Origin of the sequence: Facilibium subflavum, assembly GCF_003574485.1 — a bacterium.
In the GTDB taxonomy this organism is placed as follows: Bacteria; Pseudomonadota; Gammaproteobacteria; order Francisellales; family Francisellaceae; genus Facilibium; species Facilibium subflavum.
The window spans coordinates 1-22,866 of the sequence record NZ_KZ984700.1; the positions used below are offsets into that span (position 1 = coordinate 1).

23 protein-coding genes and 1 tRNA gene are annotated in these 22,866 nt (G+C 38.1%); 2 read left to right on the forward strand and 22 right to left on the reverse strand.

Features of this window, described 5'->3' with window-relative positions; genetic code table 11:
- Nucleotides 1–259 precede the first annotated feature (259 nt).
- From DNK84_RS14115 to uvrY, 10 genes are all read right to left on the reverse strand, one after another.
- Nucleotides 260–412 carry a hypothetical protein gene (locus DNK84_RS14115; RefSeq protein WP_162902112.1) on the reverse strand — a complete coding sequence of 51 codons (153 nt, stop codon included), beginning with the start codon at nt 410–412 and terminating at the stop codon, nt 260–262.
- Between the two features lie 342 nt (nt 413–754).
- Complete coding sequence (gene hflC, locus DNK84_RS00220; protein ID WP_119342579.1) at nt 755–1,672, reverse strand: protease modulator HflC; 918 nt, start codon at nt 1,670–1,672, stop codon at nt 755–757.
- Nucleotides 1,669–2,727: an FtsH protease activity modulator HflK gene (gene hflK, locus DNK84_RS00225; RefSeq protein WP_119342580.1), complete on the reverse strand. Its 1,059-nt coding sequence runs from the start codon at nt 2,725–2,727 to the stop codon at nt 1,669–1,671. The genes hflC and hflK overlap by 4 nt, the downstream gene beginning before the upstream one ends.
- Before the next feature lie 23 nt (nt 2,728–2,750).
- Complete coding sequence (gene hflX / locus DNK84_RS00230; protein ID WP_119342581.1) at nt 2,751–4,058, reverse strand: ribosome rescue GTPase HflX; 1,308 nt, start codon at nt 4,056–4,058, stop codon at nt 2,751–2,753.
- Nucleotides 4,059–4,083: 25 nt separating this feature from the next.
- A complete protein-coding gene (hfq, locus tag DNK84_RS00235) occupies nt 4,084–4,455 on the reverse strand; it encodes an RNA chaperone Hfq (protein ID WP_119342582.1) in 372 nt (123 codons plus the stop codon).
- Between the two features lie 207 nt (nt 4,456–4,662).
- The gene (locus tag DNK84_RS00240) at nt 4,663–6,069 is read right to left on the reverse strand and encodes an HlyD family type I secretion periplasmic adaptor subunit (RefSeq protein ID WP_119342583.1); all 1,407 of its coding nucleotides are present in this window, start codon (nt 6,067–6,069) and stop codon (nt 4,663–4,665) included.
- A gap of 18 nt (nt 6,070–6,087) precedes the next feature.
- The gene (locus tag DNK84_RS00245; RefSeq protein ID WP_119342584.1) at nt 6,088–8,256 is read right to left on the reverse strand and encodes a type I secretion system permease/ATPase; all 2,169 of its coding nucleotides are present in this window, start codon (nt 8,254–8,256) and stop codon (nt 6,088–6,090) included.
- Between the two features lie 67 nt (nt 8,257–8,323).
- Nucleotides 8,324–9,139: a phospholipase A gene (locus DNK84_RS00250; RefSeq protein ID WP_162902113.1), complete on the reverse strand. Its 816-nt coding sequence runs from the start codon at nt 9,137–9,139 to the stop codon at nt 8,324–8,326.
- A 183-nt stretch (nt 9,140–9,322) separates the two neighbouring features.
- Complete coding sequence (gene uvrC, locus DNK84_RS00255; RefSeq protein ID WP_119342586.1) at nt 9,323–11,152, reverse strand: excinuclease ABC subunit UvrC; 1,830 nt, start codon at nt 11,150–11,152, stop codon at nt 9,323–9,325.
- Between the two features lie 106 nt (nt 11,153–11,258).
- On the reverse strand, nt 11,259–11,909 hold the full coding sequence (gene uvrY / locus DNK84_RS00260; RefSeq protein WP_119342587.1) for a UvrY/SirA/GacA family response regulator transcription factor: 651 nt from the start codon (nt 11,907–11,909) through the stop codon (nt 11,259–11,261).
- 221 nt (nt 11,910–12,130) lie between these two features.
- Between uvrY and DNK84_RS00265 the strand changes: the two genes are divergently transcribed.
- Nucleotides 12,131–13,234, forward strand: a complete 1,104-nt coding sequence (locus tag DNK84_RS00265) for a ribonuclease D (RefSeq protein WP_119342588.1) — start codon at nt 12,131–12,133, stop codon at nt 13,232–13,234.
- A 21-nt stretch (nt 13,235–13,255) separates the two neighbouring features.
- On the opposite strand, the gene DNK84_RS14120 is transcribed toward DNK84_RS00265, so the two are convergent.
- The 11 genes from DNK84_RS14120 to rpoZ form a co-directional block, all read right to left on the reverse strand.
- On the reverse strand, nt 13,256–13,405 hold the full coding sequence (locus tag DNK84_RS14120; protein ID WP_162902114.1) for a hypothetical protein: 150 nt from the start codon (nt 13,403–13,405) through the stop codon (nt 13,256–13,258).
- A gap of 140 nt (nt 13,406–13,545) precedes the next feature.
- The gene (locus DNK84_RS00270) at nt 13,546–13,833 is read right to left on the reverse strand and encodes a hypothetical protein (RefSeq protein WP_119342589.1); all 288 of its coding nucleotides are present in this window, start codon (nt 13,831–13,833) and stop codon (nt 13,546–13,548) included.
- A 69-nt stretch (nt 13,834–13,902) separates the two neighbouring features.
- Nucleotides 13,903–14,502 carry a transcriptional repressor LexA gene (lexA, locus tag DNK84_RS00275; protein WP_119342590.1) on the reverse strand — a complete coding sequence of 200 codons (600 nt, stop codon included), beginning with the start codon at nt 14,500–14,502 and terminating at the stop codon, nt 13,903–13,905.
- Nucleotides 14,503–14,591: 89 nt separating this feature from the next.
- On the reverse strand, nt 14,592–15,920 hold the full coding sequence (locus tag DNK84_RS00280; RefSeq protein ID WP_119342591.1) for an amino acid permease: 1,329 nt from the start codon (nt 15,918–15,920) through the stop codon (nt 14,592–14,594).
- Between the two features lie 102 nt (nt 15,921–16,022).
- A complete protein-coding gene (gene rplT, locus DNK84_RS00285; protein ID WP_119342592.1) occupies nt 16,023–16,382 on the reverse strand; it encodes a 50S ribosomal protein L20 in 360 nt (119 codons plus the stop codon).
- Nucleotides 16,383–16,418: 36 nt separating this feature from the next.
- Nucleotides 16,419–16,616: a 50S ribosomal protein L35 gene (gene rpmI, locus DNK84_RS00290; RefSeq protein ID WP_119342593.1), complete on the reverse strand. Its 198-nt coding sequence runs from the start codon at nt 16,614–16,616 to the stop codon at nt 16,419–16,421.
- 57 nt (nt 16,617–16,673) lie between these two features.
- Nucleotides 16,674–17,195, reverse strand: coding sequence for a translation initiation factor IF-3 (infC, locus tag DNK84_RS00295; protein ID WP_119342594.1), 522 nt, complete (start codon nt 17,193–17,195; stop codon nt 16,674–16,676).
- A 15-nt stretch (nt 17,196–17,210) separates the two neighbouring features.
- Nucleotides 17,211–19,130 carry a threonine--tRNA ligase gene (gene thrS / locus DNK84_RS00300; protein WP_119342595.1) on the reverse strand — a complete coding sequence of 640 codons (1,920 nt, stop codon included), beginning with the start codon at nt 19,128–19,130 and terminating at the stop codon, nt 17,211–17,213.
- Nucleotides 19,131–19,373: 243 nt separating this feature from the next.
- Entirely contained in the window at nt 19,374–20,438 is a 1,065-nt protein-coding gene (locus DNK84_RS00305; RefSeq protein WP_328587414.1) for a 3-deoxy-7-phosphoheptulonate synthase, read from the reverse strand.
- Between the two features lie 420 nt (nt 20,439–20,858).
- Nucleotides 20,859–20,934, reverse strand: a tRNA-Val gene (locus DNK84_RS00310).
- Between the two features lie 68 nt (nt 20,935–21,002).
- The gene (rpoZ, locus tag DNK84_RS00315) at nt 21,003–21,215 is read right to left on the reverse strand and encodes a DNA-directed RNA polymerase subunit omega (RefSeq protein ID WP_119342596.1); all 213 of its coding nucleotides are present in this window, start codon (nt 21,213–21,215) and stop codon (nt 21,003–21,005) included.
- Nucleotides 21,216–21,349: 134 nt separating this feature from the next.
- Here rpoZ and rsgA point away from each other — a divergent pair, with 134 nt between their 5' ends.
- Nucleotides 21,350–22,336, forward strand: coding sequence for a ribosome small subunit-dependent GTPase A (gene rsgA, locus DNK84_RS00320; protein WP_119342597.1), 987 nt, complete (start codon nt 21,350–21,352; stop codon nt 22,334–22,336).
- On the opposite strand, the gene pdxT is transcribed toward rsgA, so the two are convergent.
- Nucleotides 22,323–22,862 carry a pyridoxal 5'-phosphate synthase glutaminase subunit PdxT gene (gene pdxT / locus DNK84_RS00325; protein WP_119342598.1) on the reverse strand — a complete coding sequence of 180 codons (540 nt, stop codon included), beginning with the start codon at nt 22,860–22,862 and terminating at the stop codon, nt 22,323–22,325. The two genes, rsgA and pdxT, sit on opposite strands and share 14 nt — an antisense overlap.
- Nucleotides 22,863–22,866 lie beyond the last annotated feature (4 nt).

Sequence of the window (22,866 nt, forward strand, 5' to 3'; positions counted from 1 at the left end):
ATTACCCTATTTACACCTCTACTACGAGCAAGTGCGACTACCATGCTAAACTTACCTCTAGATGTATAGGATCCAAGATAAGCATGCAGAAATAGCAAGGTTCTCCCAAGTTCCAAAGCAATCAGTTCATCTACCCGCTACGGACTCAGACCCCGGCACCTCCACGCATACTCGCCTTTACGTATTGCGTAGTGCTGATTTCAGGCATATGAAAACCTTGATCAGGTGCGACGATGGTATATTACGGGGCTCAATACCTTCACTCGCGTTGTGGCTGATAGACCGCCCTTACTACAGCTTCATAATGTTCGTTACCTTGCATTATGTGTAGTTCGGTTCCAGACTGGTGGCTAGCCTTTTTCTGGGCTGGATTGTCCAGCTTGATTGCCTTAGCTTTGCTTGGCGCACTCATATTATTCTATACTCCATCATTTTTTATTGGTTTCCTACACTCTAAATATAAAGTGCAGACTCATCATGCCGACAAAATAATGCCATGTCCAGCGCTATCACAATAATTTTTTTTACTGCAGATAGAAACTGGTAATCTCACCAAAAGCAGACTTTAACGGATAACATTTTCTAATAACCTATAATGTAGAGGAAGCGACATAGGAGCCCATAATCAAACCTCAAGCAGGATCAGGGCATTAATCCCAACTTGCACTAAGAGTTTCCTTAATAATATGAAAAAATGATGCTTTTAGAAAAACTATTGTGTGACAGACTTATTTGCAAAACCGCTTCGTCAAAACTATTTTGCAGTGATGGCCTGCTGATTATCTTCTGTACTTAGCTGATTAAAGTATTGAAAAAACTTGCCTTCAGGTTTTAAAACAAAGACATCCTTTTCTTTATTGTTAAAGCTTTGCTGATAGGCCATCATAGCACGCCAAAAACCATAAAATTTCTCAGATTGACTGTAAGCCTTAGCATAGATTTCAGCTGCTTTAGCATCTGCTTTTGCTTTAATTTCCTTAGCATCACGATTGGCTTTTGCCATTGTGATCGTTACTGTTGCATCAGCATTGGCCTTAATACTCTCTGATTTCTGCTCACCCTCTGCACGAATAAGTGACGCTACTTTATGTCGCTCTGAGCGCATTCTTTGAAAAATAGAGTCTGTAACGGTGTCTGGCAAATCAATTTGTTTAATACGTACATCAACCACATCAATACCAATTTTTTTGGCTTGCTCTTGTACACTTTGGGTTAGTGTCTGCATTAACTCGTCACGATCGTTATTAATCAATCCCTTAATATCTGTCTTACCAACTTCAGCACGTAAAGATGATTCTAAAAATTGCTTCAATAGGACAGTTGCTCGATCATCATTACCTGAAACACTGCGATAAAATTGCGAAATATCACTGATTTTCCATTCCAGATATGCATCGATAATAACATCTTTTTGCTCATTGGTAACAACCCTTGCCTCATCAATTAACAGGGTTTTCAGACGCATATCATATATTTTAACATCCTCAATAAAAGGAATTTTAAAATGCAGCCCTGGTTGATAAATTTTAACTTGTCCAGCCTTATTTTTATTTAACTCACCAAGCTTTAGTACCACTGCTTCATAACCTTGTGTCACACGAAATAACATGCTGTATAAAACGACTAAAACGGCAATAATAAGCACAATAAGTCCCATCATCTTATTACTCATTGCTCACCCCCATTTTCTTTCTGGCCTGATACAGCAAAAGGCGTTGATTTCTCGCCATAAAATAGATTTTTTGCGCCATTTCCATCAATCACATACAACTTATTATTGCTAAAGATTGATGCCATTGTTTGATAATATAATTGATTTTCTACAATATTTGGCTGCTGCTTATACACTGGTAATAACTGATTAAAGCTTGCAACATCCCCTTCTGCCTCTAATACGATTTTTTGGCTATAAGCACGCGCTTCATCTAAAATACGTTGCGCTTTACCTTTTGCCACTGGCATAACTTTATTTGCATAACTGTAAGCTTCATTTTGTAAACGCTCACGGTCTTCTCTTGCCTTAATCACATCATCAAACGCACTTTTCACCTCGTCAGGTGCCTTAGCAGGCTGCATAATAACCTCATTTACTAAAATCCCTGTTTGGTATTTCTTTAACAATGCTTTAAGTTCCTGCTCAACCTGAAGTGTAATCTGCGCACGTGATACCGTTAATATTTTCTCAAGCTTGTTTGCACCAACCACTTGACGCACAGCGCTTTCAAGCGCCTGCCTTAATATTAATTCAGGCGAGGTAGTCGAAAATAGATAATGCTCCAGATCCCCGATACGGTACTGAACTGAAAAAGAAACATGTACGATGTTTTCCTCAGAGGTCAACATGAGTTTATCAACACTAATCGTATTTAAAACCTGCACATCCTTTTTAATCACCTGGACAAAGCCTGGTGGATACCAGTGAACACCAGGGCCTTCAATTCCTGAGAACTTGCCGAATTTTAATATCGCTGCCTGCTGTGCTGGCTGAATAACATAAATACCAAATAAAGCCCATATAATGACAACCGCTGCAACCAATGCCAATAATATTTTTTTTATTGGTAGAGGTTCTTGCGATTTGGCGTTGCGCGAATAAATGCTTTTATTGTTTTGATCTCCATTATTATTGGAAGGCTTTTTCTTTCCAAAAAAACGTCGAATGGCTTCTTCAAGATCAGGCGGTCCCTGATCTGACCCTTTATTATATGCGATAAATTTAAATCCCATGCATCAATACTTTAATTACGCTCTTATAAAGAGTCATCTTGACTAAAATTTGCCATTAACTCAAGCTTATTTGTTTGAGAAATATGAGTTAGATCACTTTTTGCAATATGAATGGCTAAATGATAGTCGCCACTTTCAGCAATTTGCTCTTTTTCCACAACACCTAATTGATAAAGCTGCGCCCTAATTTTAGTATGCTGAGGAGATAAAACAAGCACCCCTTTAAGCCACTGCTGATTAAAGAATTTTGCAATCGCCTCATAAAGGTATTCAATCCCCTGACCTGTATAAGCAGACAAATAGACTTCTGATGGTTTATTTTGACGATAATAAACACCTGCATCAACGTTATCTAGAAGGTCAATCTTATTATAAACTGGCAAAATCGGCTTTTTATCCGCATGAATCTGCGCTAATACCTGATGCACCTGTTCGATATATGCCAAATGCTCAGGATCAGCATAATCGATAACATGTACAAGCAAGTCTGCTTCAATTGCTTCTTCAAGCGTTGCACAAAACGCTTCAACTAAATCATGTGGCAAGTTACGAATAAAACCAACCGTATCAGACAACACCACCTGACCCAACTTGGGAATATTCACCTGACGCAAGGTTGGATCCAAAGTTGCAAACAACTGGTCTTTTACGAAAACCTGTGCCCCGCTTATCTTATTAAATAAGGTTGATTTACCCGCATTTGTATAGCCGACAAAAGCAATCGTTGGAACACTGTGCTTTTTTCTTGAGGCTCGGCTTAAGCTGCGTTGTTTTTTAACCTTTTCCAGGCGTTTCTCAATTTGCGCAATACGCTGACGAAGCATTCTTCTATCTAGCTCAAGCTGTGTCTCACCTGGACCACCACGCACGCCAATACCACCTTTTTGGCGTTCAAGATGTGTCCAACCACGAACAAGGCGTGTTGCCACATAGTTTAATTGTGCAAGCTCGACTTGCAGCTTTCCTTCATAGGTTTGTGCACGCTGAGAGAAAATCTCTAAAATCAAACGCGTACGATCAATAACCTTACAACCTAATACATTTTCAATATTACGTTCTTGAGAAGGGGTGATACTATGGTTAAATACAACAAGCTCAATGTCACAAGCTGCAAGCTGCTGTTTGATTTCATCGAGTTTTCCCCTGCCACAAAAATATTTTGGATCAGGATAATTACGCTTGGCTGATACAGAAGAGATGACTTGCCAGCCGGCGGCATTAACCAGCCCGCAAAGCTCGTCAACCTGAGCATTCAACTCAGGTTTTGATGAGAAGTGAATATCAACAATAAGACAACGTTCACCAATATGATATTGCTGAAATATTTCCAATGAAAATGTCGCCCTTTATTGTCAATTAATTTTGGTTATTTTGAGAGGTTGTTTGCCCTTCGGCCAGGTTCTCTTCAAAAGACTCATCCTCAAACACCTCTTCCATTTGATCAAAATCTTCTTCTTGATTTTGCTCAGACATCGGTGTTTGTTGCTGATTGTGATGCGGGTTGTAGTTGCTATAAACTAAACGTACGGCTTTTGCAGGAACAACAGTTGAAATAGCATGCTTGTAAACCATTTGGTTAACACTATTTCTTAGAACGATGGAAAACTGGTCAAATGCCTCGATAATACCTTGCAATTTAATACCATTTACTAAATAAATTGATACTGAAATCTTTTCTCTTCTTAACGCGTTTAAGAATGGGTCTTGCAAAGATGAGATTCTAGACATAATTTTATCCTCTTTTATCATTATTTTGTTTTTATAATCATTATTATTACATCGAATTACCGATGAATAGTACTGCCAACACTATTAAACAACAAGGTCAAAGCAGTATATCCCGTGCATTCTATCACTATTTCAATCAATAAAAAAGGAAATAACGATGTGTTTTTGCACAAAAATGCAGCTGAATCGCTGATTTCATGCAAGCGATTATCGTTCTCGCAAACTTTCTTCTAACCCTTTAATCAATGGATGTAAAAAATAATCAATAATTCTTCTTTGGCCTGTTTTAATTTCGATGCGTACTGACATCCCTGGTATCAATCTAATGTTTTTATTGTTAACTGACAAACGCTGCTTTGCCAGATGAATGCTCACTTTATAAATAAGTCCTAACCTTTCATCCTGAACAGCATCTTCAGAAATATCACGAACTTTGCCTTCAATGTAACCATATTCGGTAAAAGGAAAAGTATCAATTTTTACCACGACATCTTGCCCTTCATGGATATAACCAATATCCTGATTCGAAATGATCGCGGATACTTCTAAAATATCATCTTTTGGAATAATCTTTAACAAAACTTTTGCCGGTGATACCACCTCATTAATCGTATGAACCATTAGCTCATGTACATAGCCAGTAATAGGGGCTTTAAGCATAAATTTATCATAAAGCCGTTTTTGTTTTTCCAAATTAGTTTGAAGCGAGCTGATCTTCTCTTGTGTCTGCTGTATTTCCTCTAAAGCATTGACAAAATATTCTGCTTTTTTTAGTGAAAGCTGGCTTTCTACGCTTTGCAAAACTGCTTGCTGCTCTTTCTTCTGCGCTTTTGTTATCGACAGCTGTTTTTGCTTCTCGATTAATGTTTGTTTAAGCTTTAAATACTCAGCTTTAGAGGTATAATTCTGCGCATATAAATGCGCGAGCATGTCATGCTGTTCTTTCACAATTGGTAACATCTCCTCAAGCATAGCAATCTGATTATCTGCTGAAACAATCTGATTTTGAACTTTTGCAATTTGTGATTTTAAGCTTGCAATCTGCGCAGCATATGCTTGCCATTTTTGCCATAACAAATGCTCACCAGTTGTGTTTCTTTCAGGTGCATTTTCTAAGAAAAAATAAATAATATCCTCTAATGTCAGTGATTTTTCTTCGCCACTTTTAAGCAGCTGATAAAAGGCTTGATTGACATATAGCGTTATTTTTTGCTGCTTTAGCTGTTTTGTTAAATAATCAATTTCATTTTGTGTAAAACTCTGATCAAGCGCAATTAAAGCATCATTTTTATGTACCAATTGACCATTGTGCACAAAAATTTTGTGAACGGTCCCTTTCTCTAAAGACTGAATCACTTTAACCTGCCCACTTGGGACAAGCTTCCCTGCCCCGGTAATAACAATATCAAGTCTGCCTAAACATGCCCATAAGATCGCTAGTAAAAGCAATAAAGTCATACTCCACAGAATAATACGAGTCAGCGGATGTGGTGGGCGGTGTTGTATTTCTAACGCTGCTGGCAAAAAGCTTAATGTATCTTTCTGACGGTGCTGGTCTTCATTAAGATATTTTCGACGCTGCCAATAATTTATAAAGCGCATTAATAATTTCATTACATCACCTGAAATAACTCATCCATTTACAAAATTACTATCAATTCTTTCCCCTTTCTTGAACGCTTCTTGTGTATGGTATTGCGCTTTATACAGGCTTGCATAATCACCTTGGCGTTGAAGTAAATCCTGATGTGTCCCAACTTCAGTAATCACACCATCTTTCAAATACATTATCTGATCACAGCAAGTCACTGAGCTTAAACGATGCGCAATAATAAAGACCGTCCTATTTTCTGCTATAAATTGCATATTGGCTTGAATGATTCGCTCAGATTCATAATCAAGCGCTGAAGTTGCCTCATCAAAAATTAAAATTCTAGGATCATGAATTAACGCTCTTGCAATTGCTAATCGCTGTTTTTGCCCACCTGAAAAATTCGCACCTTGTTCTTTTATGAGCGTCTCATAGCCATTATTAAGCGTGCAGATAAATTCATGTGCACCAGAAAGCTTTGCTACATGTATCACATTATGTAAAGAAGCTCCTGGACATGTCAGTGCAATATTATCACGAACACTGCAGTTAAATAAAAAATTCTCTTGTAAGACCACGCCAATATTTTGCCTAAGCCAGCTGATGTCAATTGCCGATAAATCAACGCCATCAATTAGTATTCTGCCTGATTCAGGAACGTATAACCGCTGAATGAGTTTTGTCAGCGTACTTTTCCCAGAGCCAGAACGCCCAACAATACCAATCATTTGCCCAGGCTTACTATCAAAGCTTACCTGCTTTAAACAAAGTGGCATATCAGAATGATAACGAAAATTAACAGCTTTAAAGCAAACCTCGCCTTGAAAGGTATCTAGATTGTGTTTCGCAATTTTTTGTGACGTTTCAGGCAAAGCATTTAATACATCACCTAAACGTTGTAGCGAAATGCTGGCTTGTTGAAAATCCTGCCATAACTGAACAAATTTCAAAATAGGCGTTGTTACACGTCCTGCCAACATATTAAAGGCAATGAGCTGCCCAATTGTCAATTGCCCATTAATAACAGATTTCACACCAATAAAAATGATTAAAAGTGTTGTGATTTTACTGATAAACTGTGCGATCTGACCACTTATATTACTTAGATTACGTGCGCGAAAGTTTGTCTGTACATAGCTTGCTAGATTTTCTTCCCATTTGTGCTGCATCCGCGGTTCAATTGCTGATGATTTAATGGTCTGGATTCCCGTTAAAGATTCAGTGAGAAAGGCCTGGTTTTTAGCACCCTCTTTGAATGCTTTATCCAGGCGGTATCTTAAAATCGGGGCGATAAATATTGATAAACCCGCATAAAAAGGAATTGTTAGTAATACAACCAGGGTTAATGTGGGCGAATAAAACCACATCACTGAAAAAAACACAAAAGTAAACCCAAGGTCGATAATCAATATTAAGGCACTACTTGTTAAAAACTCCCGCATACTATCAAGCTCTTTAACACGCGCAACATTCTGGCCAATTTGTCTTGATTCAAAATAAGCCAAGGGCAAACTTAACAAATGCTTATAAAGTCTGCTGCCAAGCTCCACATCAACACGGCTTGTCGTATGTGATAGCAAATAAGTACGAATCGCACCAAAAATAACTTCAAACAATGAAACGACCAAAAAGCCAATTGCCAATATTTCAAGGGTTGTCAAGGCTTGATGAACAACAACTTTATCCATCACAACCTGAAAAAACAAAGGTGTTACCAGCGCAAATAGCTGCAAAAAAAATGAGGCAATCAAAACATCACGAAAGATATGCCTGTATTTCCATAATGCTGGAATAAACCACCTTATACTAAACTGCTGCTGCTTTTTACTGTGATGTTTTGGCGTTAAGTAAATAATCTCATTGGCAAAAAGTGCATTAAATGCATCTTCTGTTAAATGCTTTATTTGGCGGCTTAATGGATCAATGACTAAATATTCATTTTGCTGTTTTTTCACACCTAAAACGACAAAATAGCCATCAACACCCAATGCAATAGCAGGCAAAAGCGAAAAATTGATTTTTTGCGCTGTGGTTTTGACATGTTTTACTTTGAAATGATAGGATTTTATTGCACGCAATAAAGCCTGCTGTGATAAAGGTTCTGTACCATTACCATATTCGTGGTAAACCATTTGTTCATTAATAGCAATATGATAAAGGCTTGCTATTTTGACAAAAGAAAAAATCCCTGAATCGCATCCCGACAACATTGTTTGTATATATCATGTTCAATGTAATTTCATTATAGTCGATGAAAAAAACTTATGATCAAAATAATCAATTCAATAACCAATCTGTAAAATCAATCCCTAATCCTAATCCTGTATTGTAGTGATTATAGCTAATAAGGCTTTGCCCATATCCTGTAAAAACTTGAGCCATCCCGCGAAGACCATGGTAAATGGGGAAGCTCCAACTCAACTGCACAGCACCTCGTTTAAAACCGCTTTCAAGGTTGTTTCGCAACATAACGGTAAAAACATTATTATAAAGTCTATAAGATAGCTTGAGATTACCATGTCCCATATAATCTGTTATATCAGGATTATAGTCCTTTGACTCTAAAACACCATAAACCCGTAGCCAAGGCTGAACCTGGATCAGCCAATGATCAGCTGGTTTAAACGTCCAATTGGAAAAAACGCGATTCCAACTGCGCTCATTTTCGCCACCTTTACCATTAGACTGATGCACAAAGCCAAGTGATACTGTTTTTAAACCAATGATATTATTACCGCTAAAACTGTATAACAAAAAAGTACTTGGCTCATAATCAGTCTCACGAAAGTATGCAGAATCATTATATGCCTGCCAGAAAGAGCGCTGTGTATAAGTAAAGTACCAAGAAAGTGGTGTTGCAAAAATATTGCGCCAAATACCTGCTTGAACCGAAATTTGAAAATTAACCTCTGTATTTTTATTTTTTTGGCCATCTGGCCCTGAAAATACTTGGGTTTGATTATTATTGTAATAAAAAGGCAATACATAATTGGGTTGATAGGCTGAAAACACATTTCCCCAGCCTGCTTGAGTTGAGCTTTCATTAGGCGTTATATTAACTTCTTTCCCATTTTTTTGTTGTACTGTTTGCATGCTATCAGAACCTATATTTTGAACCTTTTTTGCGCTACTTAGATTAACGCTAATACATAACAAAAAGACGGCAAAAAACAGTTTCACTTTTTTGCACATAGTGTGTCGCTCAATGATTTGTTTTAAAAAAGCCTACAAAGCTTATGGCAAAAGGTAAAGCATACATACCAAAAATTTATGTTTTTAATGCAATGCATGCCAGATCATATCAGCCATTTTAGCACTAATGCCTGATACTTTGGCTATTTCGCTAGCTGAAGCGCTTGTTAAGCCTTGCCATCCGCCAAAGTGTGTTAATAAAGCTTTTCTACGCTTAGCACCGATTCCTGGAATTTGCTCTAAAATAGACTCTGTTTGTCTTTTAGCAACTTTTTTCCGTTGGCCGGTAATCGCAAAATCATGCGCACTGTCACGAATTTGTCGAAGCAGTAAAAAGGCTAAATCATACGCTGGCAAGTGATAACCAGTTGAATCAAATCCACGATAGATCACTTCCTTTCCACTAATACGCTCAACCCCTTTTCCAAGGCTTACAAGCTGTATTGTATTTTGCAAATCAAACTGCAATAGCGCCTGCTCTGCTTTATGCAACTGCCCCTTTCCACCATCAATGACAATAACATCTGGTAAATTATCCGCCTGAACGCCTGAGGATAACCGCCGATGCAATGCTTGTGAGATCGCCGTATAATCGTCTCCAGCCGTAACCCCTTCGATATTATATCGCCGATAAGCAGACTTTACTGGACCTTGCTTTTCATAAACAACACATGAAGCAACTGTTGCTTCTCCTTGATGATGACTGATATCAAAACACTCAATACGTCTGATTTCTTCGATATTTAGCCATGTTTGTAATGCTGTAAATTTTGCAGCATATTGAGACAAAGACTGTAAGTTTGATTGTAGTTTCTGCTTGGCATTCACCATAGCAAGCTTTTGCCATTTTGCATTGATTCCTGTGGTCTTTATTAACCACTGAAGCTTTGCCCCTGCTTTTTTTTCAATCGCTGATAACAATGAAGATGATACCTTTGATCCCTCAGGTAAAATAACTTGTTCTGGCCAGAGGTTGCGGCTTTGATCAGATAAGTAATAATGTAAGAGAAATGCTGATATAACATCCTCTTTTTCTTGCAGCATATCAATGTCAATAAACCAATGTCGATCATATTCAACTTTGCCTTGGCTTATTTCCAAAAGACTTACACAAGCTTTTTGCATAATTGATGCAATACCAATTACATGAAAACTACGCAAACTAACCTGATCGATAATCTGCTGTTGCTGTATTTTCGTTAAAATTGTCAGCTGATCTCTTAACATGGCTGCTTTTTCAAAATCATGCTGTTCTGCAGCCTGGTGCATTTTATTTGAAACTTCTTCTAGCACACTGCTTAGTTTACCTTGAATAAAACGTTTTAATAAATCCACCTGCTCTGCATAGGTTTCTTTCGATATTTTATTGACACATGGCGCACTGCAACGCTTTATTTGATATTGTAGACATGGCCGTGTACGTGCTTTGTAATAACTGTCTTCACATTGGCGAACCGGGAAGATTTTCTGCAATAAAACAAGCGTTTCACGCATGGAAGCAAGCGATACATAAGGGCCAAAATAAGTGGCTTTTTTATCTGGTTTGCCGCGAAAGCCATAAAGCCTTGGAAAATCATGATGGCTAAGTGCCAAATAAGGATAGCTCTTATCATCTTTAAACAAGATATTATACTTAGGTTTATGCTTTTTAATTAAGCTACTTTCTAATAGATACGCCTCATATTCACTTGGCGTTACGGTAATATCAATATAGTGAATCTGCGCAACAAGACTTTGCGTTTTTAGATCCTTAGCACCTTTGCTAAAATAACTGTTAATCCGTTTATTTAAATTTTTTGCTTTACCCACATAGATAATATTGCCTTGTTTATCATACATGCGATAAACACCAGGATGTGTACTGACATTCTTTAAAAACGATTCAAGATCAAATGTGAAATCATCTAAAAACATGATGGTAGTTATCTATTAATGGTTAGCTTTATATTCAACGTTGCCGTATTTATTGAAAGATAATGAAGATAAATGTAGGCGATTTTTAATATAGATAAGGATACAGCTAAACCTTATCTTCTTCAACATCGATAAGTTTATGGCGTATGGCAAGATGCGTTAACTCAACATCACTATCAATCCCTAATTTTTCAAATAAGCGATATCGATAACTGTTGACCGTTTTAGGACTTAAACACAGCTGATCAGCAACTTCATTGACTTTTTGCCCGCTGGTAATCATAATCAAAACCTGCATTTCGCGCTCTGATAAAGAGTCAAAAGGTGATTCATCCTCATGCGTTAAATGCTTTAAAGCAAGTTGTTGCGCCACTTCAGGTGAAAGATAACGCCGACCAGAATGCACCATTTTGATTGCCTGAATCATCTCATCCACACTTACACCTTTAGTCATGTAACCTGATGCACCTGCTTGTAAAACGCGTGTTGGATAAGGCTCATCGCCATATACTGTCACCACCAGAACTTTTACATCCGGATGAGATTTTACAATGCGTTTTGTTGCTTCCAACCCGCCCATACCAGGCATTTTCACATCCATTAAGATCACATCAGGCTTAACTTTAGGTACGATTTGAATCGCCTCCTCACCACTGGATGCCTCACCGACAATTTGTATATTCCCCACATCGCTTAAAAGTTTCTTAATTCCCAAGCGAACCAAATCATGGTCATCAACTAATAGCACCTTAATCACTGTGCGCCTCCTAAAACTTTATCGCCTACAATTTTACATTATCACTAAACTACAATCTATTAAAGTGGTTTTTAGGGCTTATTTCCTAGCACCTTTGTAAGAGTTTTTCCATAGTATAGCTGAAAATAAGTGAAGGTGTAGATACGATTAAGCATTAATTTTACTTGAATTTACCATTTTACTTTGTAAGATAGGCAATATTCTAATCGTTAGCCAATTAAATGATCACAACAAATCAACATCTGCATGCGCTTGCACAACAATTACAAAGTGAAGAGGCTATCGGGCTGGATACCGAATTTTTCTGGCGTTATAGTTACTATCCCAAGCTATGTCTTATTCAAATATCAACCCCAGAGCAAGTCTTTTTAATCGACACACTTGCCCCTGGGCTTGACTTATCGATACTAACGCCTGTTTTTCAAAATCCAAATATTTGTAAAATCATGCATGCTGCTGATAATGATATTAAAATCATTAAACATGCGCTTAATACATCATTTGAAAATGTCTTTGATACACAGACAGCCATGGCTTTTTTAGGCAATCCACATCAAGTTTCTCTTCCACATTTGCTGTCTGAGTTAAATATCGCCATTGTTGATAAGGAACAAAAACTATCTGATTGGCGCATACGCCCCCTAACAGATGAACAAATAACTTATGCTGTTGCTGATGTCGCTTATTTGCTCGAGGCCTACCACGATCTCCAACAAAAGCTTGAAAAAGCACAAAAGCAAGCCCATTTTATTGAAGAGATGGATCGCTGCTGCCAAAATGCTGGATTTTCTACGCCTGAGCAAGCAGTAAAAAGGATGTTTCTGCGTATCAAATCACTTAGCAATGATAAAGCCCAGGCAAATTTAATCTCACTAGTGAAATGGCGTGAGCAATATGCACAAAAACATAATCTTGTTGTGCGCAACACACTTAACGACCAGATGCTAACCAAAATTGCCAAGCTCAATCCAAGCAATATTACACAGCTTGCCGATAGCAACATACTATCAAAACAGAAATTAAATCGTTATGCTTCTTTGGTTATGTCCGCACTTCATAAAGCATCCTCCCAAGATGATCTGCTTAGTGAAAGGCCAGCAATGCCCACGATAAGCAAAGAAACCCTCAATGATATTTATCAAAAATTACAAACGCTTTGTGAACAGCAAAATATTGCTGTCGAAATTGTTGCTGCTAAACAAGATCTTAAACTCTTTGTACAAAGCTGTCTAATGGACCCTGAAAATTTAAAAAGCAAACTTGCTGAAGGCTGGCGCTTTAAATTGTTTGGCAGTTTATTAATTAAGCACATATACCACTTGTAAATCATTTGGTAAATATTTGCACTAATGCCTGATAATCTCACTTAGCTTTAAATCTAATGTCCTTGCAATCACAGAAATTGGCACGCCATCTTTAAGCATCTTTTCGGCTTCTATCAATCGTTCAGTTTTATTCAGCACGGTCTCAAAATTGTCTATTTTTGTCTTTCTCATCTTGAATTAATCCTTTATATACTACTATATAAGCGCTTACGCAAAGCTTTTGCACGCTGTCTGTAAAGCGCCTGTTTTCCAAGCTTCCCTTTCTTAAAAGCACAAATGTAGCTAAATAATAATTTCATCAAACATCTCCTTTAAGCTGCCTTGTTATTATGATTAATCAATGCCAATACATTTGATATTACATCATGTAAATCAAATGGTGTAACTGAGCTTACTCGCTTGACTGGTTTTTTGCGTAGTTTCCCTTGATGACTTAATAACACCTGAAATCCTTTGTAAGGGTTGAATGTAATTTTTAAAAGGTGATTATCTTTTGCCTGCGCAGCAACACCTTGGTCAATTTTATAAAACTCACTGACTTCCCAATAAAATACGCATGGATTTGCACATAAAAATGTTATTAATCGCTGACTGTTCATTATTTACGACCTCCTTATACCTTTATCTAACATAGCGCTATTAATACTAAAAAAGTGAAATTTATACGCTTAACTTAATAAATATGATTTATCAAAACGCACACCAAGATAAACCCCTTGTATCTTAATACGGCTGGCCGAATAAAGCATTGGTGTTAATTCATCGTTATGTGGAATAAGTGCAACCGTTGATTTATCCTGCATTACAAACTCTTTTAATGTCGCCTCTTCGTTATCAATTAATGCCACAACAATCTGGCCATCTCGTGCGATACTTTGTTTTTGAATCAGCACCAAATCACCATCTAATATTCCGCTATCTTTCATAGAGTCTCCTGAAATTTTCAGTAAATAGCGATCATTTGTTTGAATTAGCGAGCTAAAGTCAATGGTTTCAATCACTTCATACGCCTGTAAAGGCTGGCCTGCCGCAATGGTTCCTACAAGCGGTAAAAGTAACCTGCTGCTTTTTAGCACTTTTATATGTTTACGCTTGCCCTTTGGCGTTTCAATATAGCCTTTTTTTTCAAGGCTTTGAATATAATAATGAACACTGCCTTTTGACTTGATCCCAAGCTTGTGTGCAATATCGTTTAGCGTTGGCACTTCTTCTTGGTAGGCAAAATCTTGTATAATTTCTAAGACCTGCTGCTCTCTTTTCGTCAACATATACTTCCCTGCTATTTTTACGAGACATAGTGCTATTATGTTCTATTTTTTTAGAACATCAAGCAATTTATTAAAATTTTACTAAATTTTTAGAACATCGACTTCCTTTTTATAGGCTTTGCTGTATTAATCCATTCTGCTGCTGCATATATTGGAGTGCCTAGAAAGAATAAAATCATCCCATAGTAAACAACTTCTTTACCTGAACCAACAATTGTCCACAATGAATAAGCACAAGCTAGAATGGCAATAATTACACTTGCATGGTAAATACGCGTTTGTGGGTTTTGCGCTTTAATGACTAAAATATTCGCAATCGCCGTATAAAAATAAGGTATAAGCGCTGCTAATACCGCCATTAAAATGATTAAATTAAATTGTGCAACCAAGCTTTTTGACATTGTCATCAACAATAGTATTGTCATCAAGACAGCTGAAAGCAGCAAACTAAAAACCGGGGCACCATGTTTATTTTCTATGGCAAAGATCGCAGGGAATAAACGGCTTTTCGCAATTGATTGGGAAACAACAGCTGTTAACATCACCCAACCATTTAGCGTCCCCAAACAAGCAATAACCGCTGCCACAGCAATAACCATACTACCATTTGGCCCTAGAATTTCAGCCGCAGCCAAGGCAAATGGTGCATTGGAATTTTGTAAATTTATCGCCGGCACCATTCCCATAATCACAACAGAGCTTGCAATATAAATAAATGCAGCAATCAAAACACCAGTGAGTGTTGCCAAAGGAATTGTCTTAGCAGGATTTTTAACACGACTTGCCGTCACTGCTGCTGACTCTAAACCAATAAATGCCCACAAGGTAAGTGATGCTGCCGAACTAAAGGCATCAAAATTTGCTTGTCCACTGATGTTAAAACCAGTATAAAATTGAGGGTGTATATACCACATTCCAACTACGATGATAAAAAGCAAAGGCAGGCTTTTCGCAATCATTGTGATGACTTGCAACCAGCCTACACTTCTGGCGCCCAGCATATTAAAAAAGGTTAAAAGCCATATAATACCAATGGCAGAGCCACCTGCAATAACATAGTTATTCAAAGCAGGAAAAAAATAGCTCATATAACCTACCATGGCAATTGCAATTGCACAGTTTCCCACCCAAAGTGATGCCCAATAGCCAAAACCACTTTGAAAACCAAGAAACCGTCCCAACCCAACACGAACATAAATATATGGCCCACCATCAACCTTAGGAACAAGACGGCTAAAGCTACAAAACACTAATGCCAATGCCGTTGAACCAAGTGCTGTGAAAACCCAGGCAAGAATGCTAATACTACCAAATTTTGCCAGTCCTGATGGTAATAGAAAAATACCAGATCCCACCATATTTCCAGAGACAAGGGCCACAAGCATCCAAAAATTCATATAATGCTTATCTTCCTGCACAATATTCACCTTTTTACATAAGTAATAGTCAAAAAAAAGGGTGTACCCTCAAGCACACCCCTTTTAAAAGTTTTACGCTGTTATTTGCGTTGGTATAGCAAATTATGCAGCCAGTGCTGCTTTTGCTTTTTCTACCAGTTCGGCAAATGCGTCTTTGTTGAATACCGCAAGCTCAGCAAGTACTTTACGATCTAGATCGATTTGCGCTTTCTTTAAGCCATTGATAAATTTGCTATAGCTTAAATCATGTTGACGTGCTGCTGCATTAATACGAACAATCCACAAAGAACGAAATTGTCTTTTTTTCTGTCTGCGATCACGATATGCATATTGACCTGCTTTAATAACAGCTTGCTTGGCAACACGGTAAACACGCGAACGCGCACCATAGTAGCCCTTGGCCTGTTTTAATATCTTATTATGACGACGGCGTGCTTGAACGCCTCTTTTTACTCTTGGCATAATTTACTCCACTTTAAAAAAACTTAGTTAATTGAATTAAGCAAACGGTAATTGCTGATTAAGACTTGGTACATCAGCCTTAGCCACCTGATCCATTCCACGCAGATGACGCTTACGCTTAGTTGTCATCTTAGTATTAATATGGGCACGGTTTGCTGCACGATGCTTAAAACCACCCTTACCAGTTCTTTTAAAGCGCTTATGCGCACCTTTATTCGATTTTAATTTTGGCATAATCTACTCCGCATTTTACCATTATTATTCAGGTATCTGTTTTAACGACAAATACATTTATTTTTTCTTTGGTCCTAAAACCATGATCATTTGACGACCTTCCATTTTCGGTCGGTGCTCCACCACGCCGTAAGGTTCTAAATCAGACTCCAAGCGCTTCAACATTTCCATGCCTAACTCTTGATGTGCCAATTCACGCCCCCTAAAACGGACTGTGATTTTGACTTTATCGCCATTTTCTAGGAACTTTATCAGGTTGCGTAGTTTTACCTGATAGTCCCCAACATCGGTACCAGGTCGAAGTTTAATTTCTTTGACCTGCATCTGTTTTTGCTTTTTCTTTGCAGCTGCTTTCTTTTTGCCCTGTTCAAATAGATATTTACCATAATCCATTAACCGACATACTGGCGGTTTGGCTTGTGACACCATTTCCACCAAATCAACACCTGCTTCTTCAGCCTTTTCCAGCGCCTCTTTTAATGAGACGATACCAATTTGTTCTCCATCCGCTCCAATCAAACGGACTTCTTTCGCCTTAATATTCTCATTAATTGGCGCTTTTTGGTCTGACTTGCTAATTGTTCACTCCTAATATCAACTTGTTACCAAACCTTTTTTTGCCACCTCATCGCTCAATAGCTTACTAAACTCGCTGATCGATAATACACCAAGATCTGTGCCATCTTGTTTTCTGACACTGATTTGATCTGAAGCAGCTTCTTTTTCACCAGCGATGGCTATAAAAGGAACTCTTGCTAAAGTATGCTCACGGATTTTAAACCCAATTTTTTCATTTCTCAAGTCAATTTGTGAACGAATGTGCATATTTTGCAATTTTGTCTGTATTTTCTGGATATATTCATCCTGTTTATTACTAACACCAATTACGACAACCTGAGTTGAGGCAAGCCATACAGGCAATTTCCCGGCATAATGCTCAATTAACACACCAATAAAGCGCTCTAGAGAACCCACAATTGCCCGATGAAGCATTACAGGCGTCTTTTTTTCGCTTTGTTGGTCAATAAATTTAGCGCCTAATCGCTCTGGCATTGAAAAATCCAGCTGAATTGTACCACATTGCCAGCTTCGACCAATGGCATCTTGTAAATGAAACTCAATTTTAGGACCATAAAAAGCACCCTCACCTGGCAAATAGTCAAATTTAACGCCATGGTTGGTTAATGCATCTGCTAATGCCCTTTCTGATTTATCCCAAATTTCATCAGAGCCCACACGCGCATCTGGACGAAGTGCCAACTTAATATCATAATCATTAAATCCAAAATCACGATACACTTCAAAACACTGCTCAATCATTTGTGTGACTTCTGACTCAATCTGTTCTTCTGTGCAAAAAATATGTCCATCATCCTGTGTAAAGCTTCTCACACGCAAAAGTCCATGCAAAGCGCCTGAAGCTTCATTTCTGTGTACCACACCAAATTCTGCCATTCTCAAAGGCAGATCACGATAACTTCGCAACTGACTATTATAAACTTGCACACAGGTTGGACAGTTCATAGGACGAAGCGCATATTCTCGGTTTTCAGAATGTGTCATAAACATATTATCTGCATATTTGGCTGCATGTCCTGATTTCTCCCACATTGAGATATCCGCAATCAATGGTGTACGAATTTCTGTACATCCATACTTTGTGTTTGAGGCTCGCATGTAATCTTCAACAACTCGCCAGATAGCAGTGCCCTTTGGATGCCAAAATGCGATTCCTGGGGAGTCTTCTTGAAAATGAAACAGATCCAGAGCTTTACCAATTTTTCGATGATCACGCTTTTCTGCTTCTTCTAAACGATGCAAATATGCCTTAAGTGCTTTTTTGTCTGCCCAACATGTCCCATAAATTCGTGTTAGCATTTCATTTTTTGCATCACCACGCCAGTAAGCACCAGCAACTCGCATTAGCTTAAATGCCTTAAGGTAACTTGTATTTGGCACATGAGGCCCTCGACACAAGTCAGTAAAGTCTCCTTGCGTATAAAGACTTAATTCCTCATTTTCAGGTAAATCGCGAATAATTTCCGCCTTATACTTTTCACCAATCGATTCAAAATAAGCAATCGCCTGATCACGTGTCATCGTACTTCTTATGACTTCTTGTGCTTTTTGCGCAAGCTCGTGCATCCGCTGTTCAATCTTTGACAAGTCTTCACTGCTAAATCCGCGCTTATAAGCAAAATCATAATAAAAACCATCTTCAATCACAGGACCAATTGTCACTTGTGCCGATGGAAATAATTGTTTAACTGCCTGGGCCAACAAATGCGCACAAGAATGACGAAGGATTTCAAGTCCTTGGTTATCTTTAACCGTTAATAACTTGATTGCTGCATCATCTTGCACCATAAAAGACATATCTACAAGCTTGCCATCAACGACACCAGCAACAGCAGCTTTAGCAAGTCCAGGACCAATATCAAGCGCAATATCATAAACAGACACTGGCTTGTCAAATACTTTTTCCGAGCCATCAGGTAGGCTAATAACAGGCATTCATCACTCCACTTAATTTATCAAAAAAAACGACACTCACTTATATGATTTATAAACGATTACAGCGTTTCTTGTTTTACCCTTTTGTAAAATATTCCACACATGCTACGCACATCATATAGGTTTGCATTTTATCTATAATTATCTGGCTTGGCATTTTCAATGATTTGACATATAAATGTCAAGAAAAAGCCAACGCTCGCAATCAGGCGCCGAAAAGGCTTACATTTTTTCAAATACAGATTAGTGCCCGCGTACTTCTTGAACTGCTTTAGCTAAATTAGCTAACATTTGAGTAGTCTCTTGCCAATCAACACAAGCATCTGTAATACTCTTACCATACTCAAGTGGTGTAACAAAAATCGACTGATTCCCCGCTTTTAAATTACTCTCTATCATAACACCTAGAATATTTTTACTACCTTGCTTTATCTGCTGGCAAACTTCATCAACCACAACAATTTGCTTTTTATAGTCTTTATTGCTGTTGCCATGACTACAATCCACCATGACCTTATGTGGTAGTTTTGCCTCTTCCAACATCAAAGCTACTTTATCAACACATTCCTTTGAATAATTTGGCCCAGTCTTGCCGCCACGCAAAATCACATGGCTATCAGCATTTCCTTTTGTCTCAAAGATAGCGGTTGTCCCTTGCTTTGTCACCCCTAAAAAGTGATGCTTTGATTTAGCAGCTTTCACAGCATCCACAGCAATATCCAAGCTGCCTTTGGTCCCATTTTTAAATCCAATTGGGCATGATAAGCCAGATGCCAGCTCTCGATGGACTTGGCTTTCTGTTGTTCTTGCACCAATAGCGCCCCATGAAATTAAATCTGAAATATATTGGGGGCTGACGACGTCTAAAAATTCCGTAGCACAAGGCAAGCCCATATCCGAGATGTCTAAAAGTAACTGCCGCGCCATACGAAGGCCTTTATTAATCTTAAAGCTATTATCCAGATCCGGGTCATTGATAAGCCCTTTCCAGCCAACGGTCGTTCTTGGCTTTTCAAAATAAACGCGCATCACGATGATCAGCTGATCGCTATATTGTTTTGCAGCCTGATACAACAACTCCGCATACTCTTTAGCTGCTTTCACATCATGTACAGAGCAAGGCCCTACAACAACCACTAAACGATCATCTTGCCCATGCAAGCTTCTTTCAATTGCCTTTCTTGCGGTTATAACCGTACTAGCTGCAGATCTTGTTATTGGCTGATCTTCATGAATCACGCCCGCCGGCACCAATGTTTTTTGATCGCTAATACGCATATTATCTGTCTTTTCTTGAAAATCAATCAACGTCAATTACTCCACTTTATTTGGAAACCTCCATACTATAGCATGCTTTATATGCATGCTTAAACTACTCGACAGGTGAAAATGATAAATATTTTAAAGAACAGAATGCAAACAGAGTTTTATATCCATCACAAATCATTTTATGGTGTTCGGTGTCGAAGAAGTTTTTGATCGTTTTGTACGATTGGCTTGCAGGTAATAGCAAGGACTATTGGTAAAACCACATCGCTTAAAAATGCAAGAAATTCGATGACAGAAATTCTGTAAAGTGGTTTATGGTGGGTATAAATATACAAAAAAGCAACTCTCTTTCTAAATTAGAAATCTAAGCATTAAGCATTTAGTTTCTTTTATTTGAAAAATTCATAACTTACAGCAACTAAATATTTTGCAATTAACTGCATAAGATCATGTTGTCAGTGGTGGGTGCTGAGGGGTTCGAACCCCCGACCCTCGCCTTGTAAGGGCGATGCTCTCCCAGCTGAGCTAAGCACCCGACAACGAGATGAGATTATAGAGCCTCGACAAATAAAGTCAATGCTTTCATTTCATTTTTTTAAAAAATTAATAATCCTGCTGTTTGCGGATTTCATCTTTTGATATCACGCCTTCTGCAATTTCCCGAAGCGCAACAACAGTTGACTTATCGTTATCCCAGTCAACACGCGGTTCTTCACCACTTAACATTAGATGGCGCGCCCTTTGGGCAGCTAATAGAATTAACTCAAAGCGGCTATCAATTTTATCTAAACAATCTTCAACAGTAACACGAGCCATAATTATCTCCTTCGTTCAAAAGCTGCCCAGATTTTATAAGATTTTTTATAGTTTGCCAAGTACTATAGTACGGATGGATAAAATTACGCTATGATTACAAACAAATAGACTTGGTAATCGTATAATAAAACCAAATGGGTAAACGCAGACTATCAAAACAACAATTACGTAATATTAAACACAAACAACAAACGCAACTAGTACAATCACCTGAGGGTACAATATTATTGGATGGTGTGGTAATTGCTCATTTTGGCAAACGAATTCAAGTTGAAGATAGCGAAGGAAAAACAATCTTGTGTAAATATCGCCAGAATATTGGAGATATCGTTGCAGGAGACAAAGTTTTATGGCAGCAAGAGCCAAATCATAGTGAAGGTATCATATATCAAGTATTGCCACGCACCAATATCCTCAAACGCCCAAGTAAATTATCAAAAAAGACGAAAAGCATGGCAGCAAACATCGATCAACTTGTAATTATGCTTGCAGTGGAACCTGCACCTATTGAACACTACATAGATCGCTATCTTGTCGCTGCTCACCATATGAATATTCATCCTGTTATTGTGATAAATAAAATAGACCTTCTTAACCGAAGCGATAATAAAGCTCAAATCGCCGATATCACTCATTTATACCAAACATTGGGCTATGAAGTGTATCACCTATCTGCCATTACACATGATAAATTTGATAAACTAAAATCCATGTTATCTGGAAAAACTTCCATTTTTGTTGGACAATCCGGAGTAGGGAAATCAGAGACATTAAATGCGCTTTTGGGCCAAATCATGGCAAAAACGGGAGACATCTCAGCACACAATAAACGTGGGAAACATACAACCACAACAGCATGTCTGTATCATTTAGACACGCATACGCATATCATTGACTCACCAGGTATACGGGAATTTGGGATATGGCACTTAACTGAGGAAGATATTTTTAATGGATTTAAAGAATTTCACCTTTCTGGTCAGACCTGTCAATTTCGAAATTGCGCGCATTTAAAAGACACAAAAGGCTGTGTTATTGATCAGGCACTTAAAGAAGGAAAGATTACGCCACAGCGTTTTATTAATTATCACCGATTAATACAGGAAATCACATCGTCATAAATGCTTTATGTATTAATGTATCCTCTGATAATTCTGGATGAAAAGTCGCGGCTAAAATATTGTCTTTACGCAATAATACAGGTTTACCTTGATAATGAGATAACACTTCAATCGAAGTATCATTTACTTTATCAACAATTGGTGCTCTGATAAAAAAACCATTCATTTTTTTCTGAGTACCATCAAGATCAACATCCAAAGGATAAATTCCACTGGCAAGCTGCCTTCCATAGCCATTTCGCGTAATTTCAACGTCCAAAAGCCCTAACTTCTGCAACAAAATAACGCCAGCGCAGGTTGCCAACGTTGGCACCTTCTGCGCTTTATGCATCAATGTTTCCCATAAATGGTGCTTTTGCAATAAATATGTCATTGTTGTACTCTCACCACCTGGCAGGATAATTGCATCTGCTTTATCAAGCCCAGCTAGCGTTTTAATTAAAATACAATCATAGCCAAGTAAGGCAATCTTTTTTTGATGTGCCTCATAAGCACCTTGTAAAGCCAGAACACCCACGGTTTTCATTAAT

Excerpts from the sequence above, each read along its gene's own strand:
- hfq (WP_119342582.1), bottom strand. The coding sequence starts at position 4,455 with ATGTCTAGAATCTCATCTTTGCAAGACCCATTCTTAAACGCGTTAAGA.
- DNK84_RS00240 (WP_119342583.1), bottom strand. The coding sequence starts at position 6,069 with ATGAAATTATTAATGCGCTTTATAAATTATTGGCAGCGTCGAAAATAT.
- pdxT (WP_119342598.1), bottom strand. The coding sequence starts at position 22,862 with ATGAAAACCGTGGGTGTTCTGGCTTTACAAGGTGCTTATGAGGCACAT.
- uvrC (WP_119342586.1), bottom strand. The coding sequence starts at position 11,152 with ATGTTTTTAGATGATTTCACATTTGATCTTGAATCGTTTTTAAAGAAT.
- DNK84_RS00250 (WP_162902113.1), bottom strand. The coding sequence starts at position 9,139 with ATGCAAACAGTACAACAAAAAAATGGGAAAGAAGTTAATATAACGCCT.
- lexA (WP_119342590.1), bottom strand. The coding sequence starts at position 14,502 with ATGTTGACGAAAAGAGAGCAGCAGGTCTTAGAAATTATACAAGATTTT.
- DNK84_RS14120 (WP_162902114.1), bottom strand. The coding sequence starts at position 13,405 with ATGAGAAAGACAAAAATAGACAATTTTGAGACCGTGCTGAATAAAACT.
- hflC (WP_119342579.1), bottom strand. The coding sequence starts at position 1,672 with ATGAGTAATAAGATGATGGGACTTATTGTGCTTATTATTGCCGTTTTA.
- DNK84_RS00245 (WP_119342584.1), bottom strand. The coding sequence starts at position 8,256 with ATGTTGTCGGGATGCGATTCAGGGATTTTTTCTTTTGTCAAAATAGCA.
- DNK84_RS00265 (WP_119342588.1), top strand. The coding sequence starts at position 12,131 with ATGATCACAACAAATCAACATCTGCATGCGCTTGCACAACAATTACAA.
- rsgA (WP_119342597.1), top strand. The coding sequence starts at position 21,350 with ATGGGTAAACGCAGACTATCAAAACAACAATTACGTAATATTAAACAC.
- rplT (WP_119342592.1), bottom strand. The coding sequence starts at position 16,382 with ATGCCAAGAGTAAAAAGAGGCGTTCAAGCACGCCGTCGTCATAATAAG.
- hflK (WP_119342580.1), bottom strand. The coding sequence starts at position 2,727 with ATGGGATTTAAATTTATCGCATATAATAAAGGGTCAGATCAGGGACCG.
- DNK84_RS14115 (WP_162902112.1), bottom strand. The coding sequence starts at position 412 with ATGAGTGCGCCAAGCAAAGCTAAGGCAATCAAGCTGGACAATCCAGCC.
- thrS (WP_119342595.1), bottom strand. The coding sequence starts at position 19,130 with ATGCCTGTTATTAGCCTACCTGATGGCTCGGAAAAAGTATTTGACAAG.
- DNK84_RS00270 (WP_119342589.1), bottom strand. The coding sequence starts at position 13,833 with ATGAACAGTCAGCGATTAATAACATTTTTATGTGCAAATCCATGCGTA.
- rpoZ (WP_119342596.1), bottom strand. The coding sequence starts at position 21,215 with ATGGCTCGTGTTACTGTTGAAGATTGTTTAGATAAAATTGATAGCCGC.
- rpmI (WP_119342593.1), bottom strand. The coding sequence starts at position 16,616 with ATGCCAAAATTAAAATCGAATAAAGGTGCGCATAAGCGCTTTAAAAGA.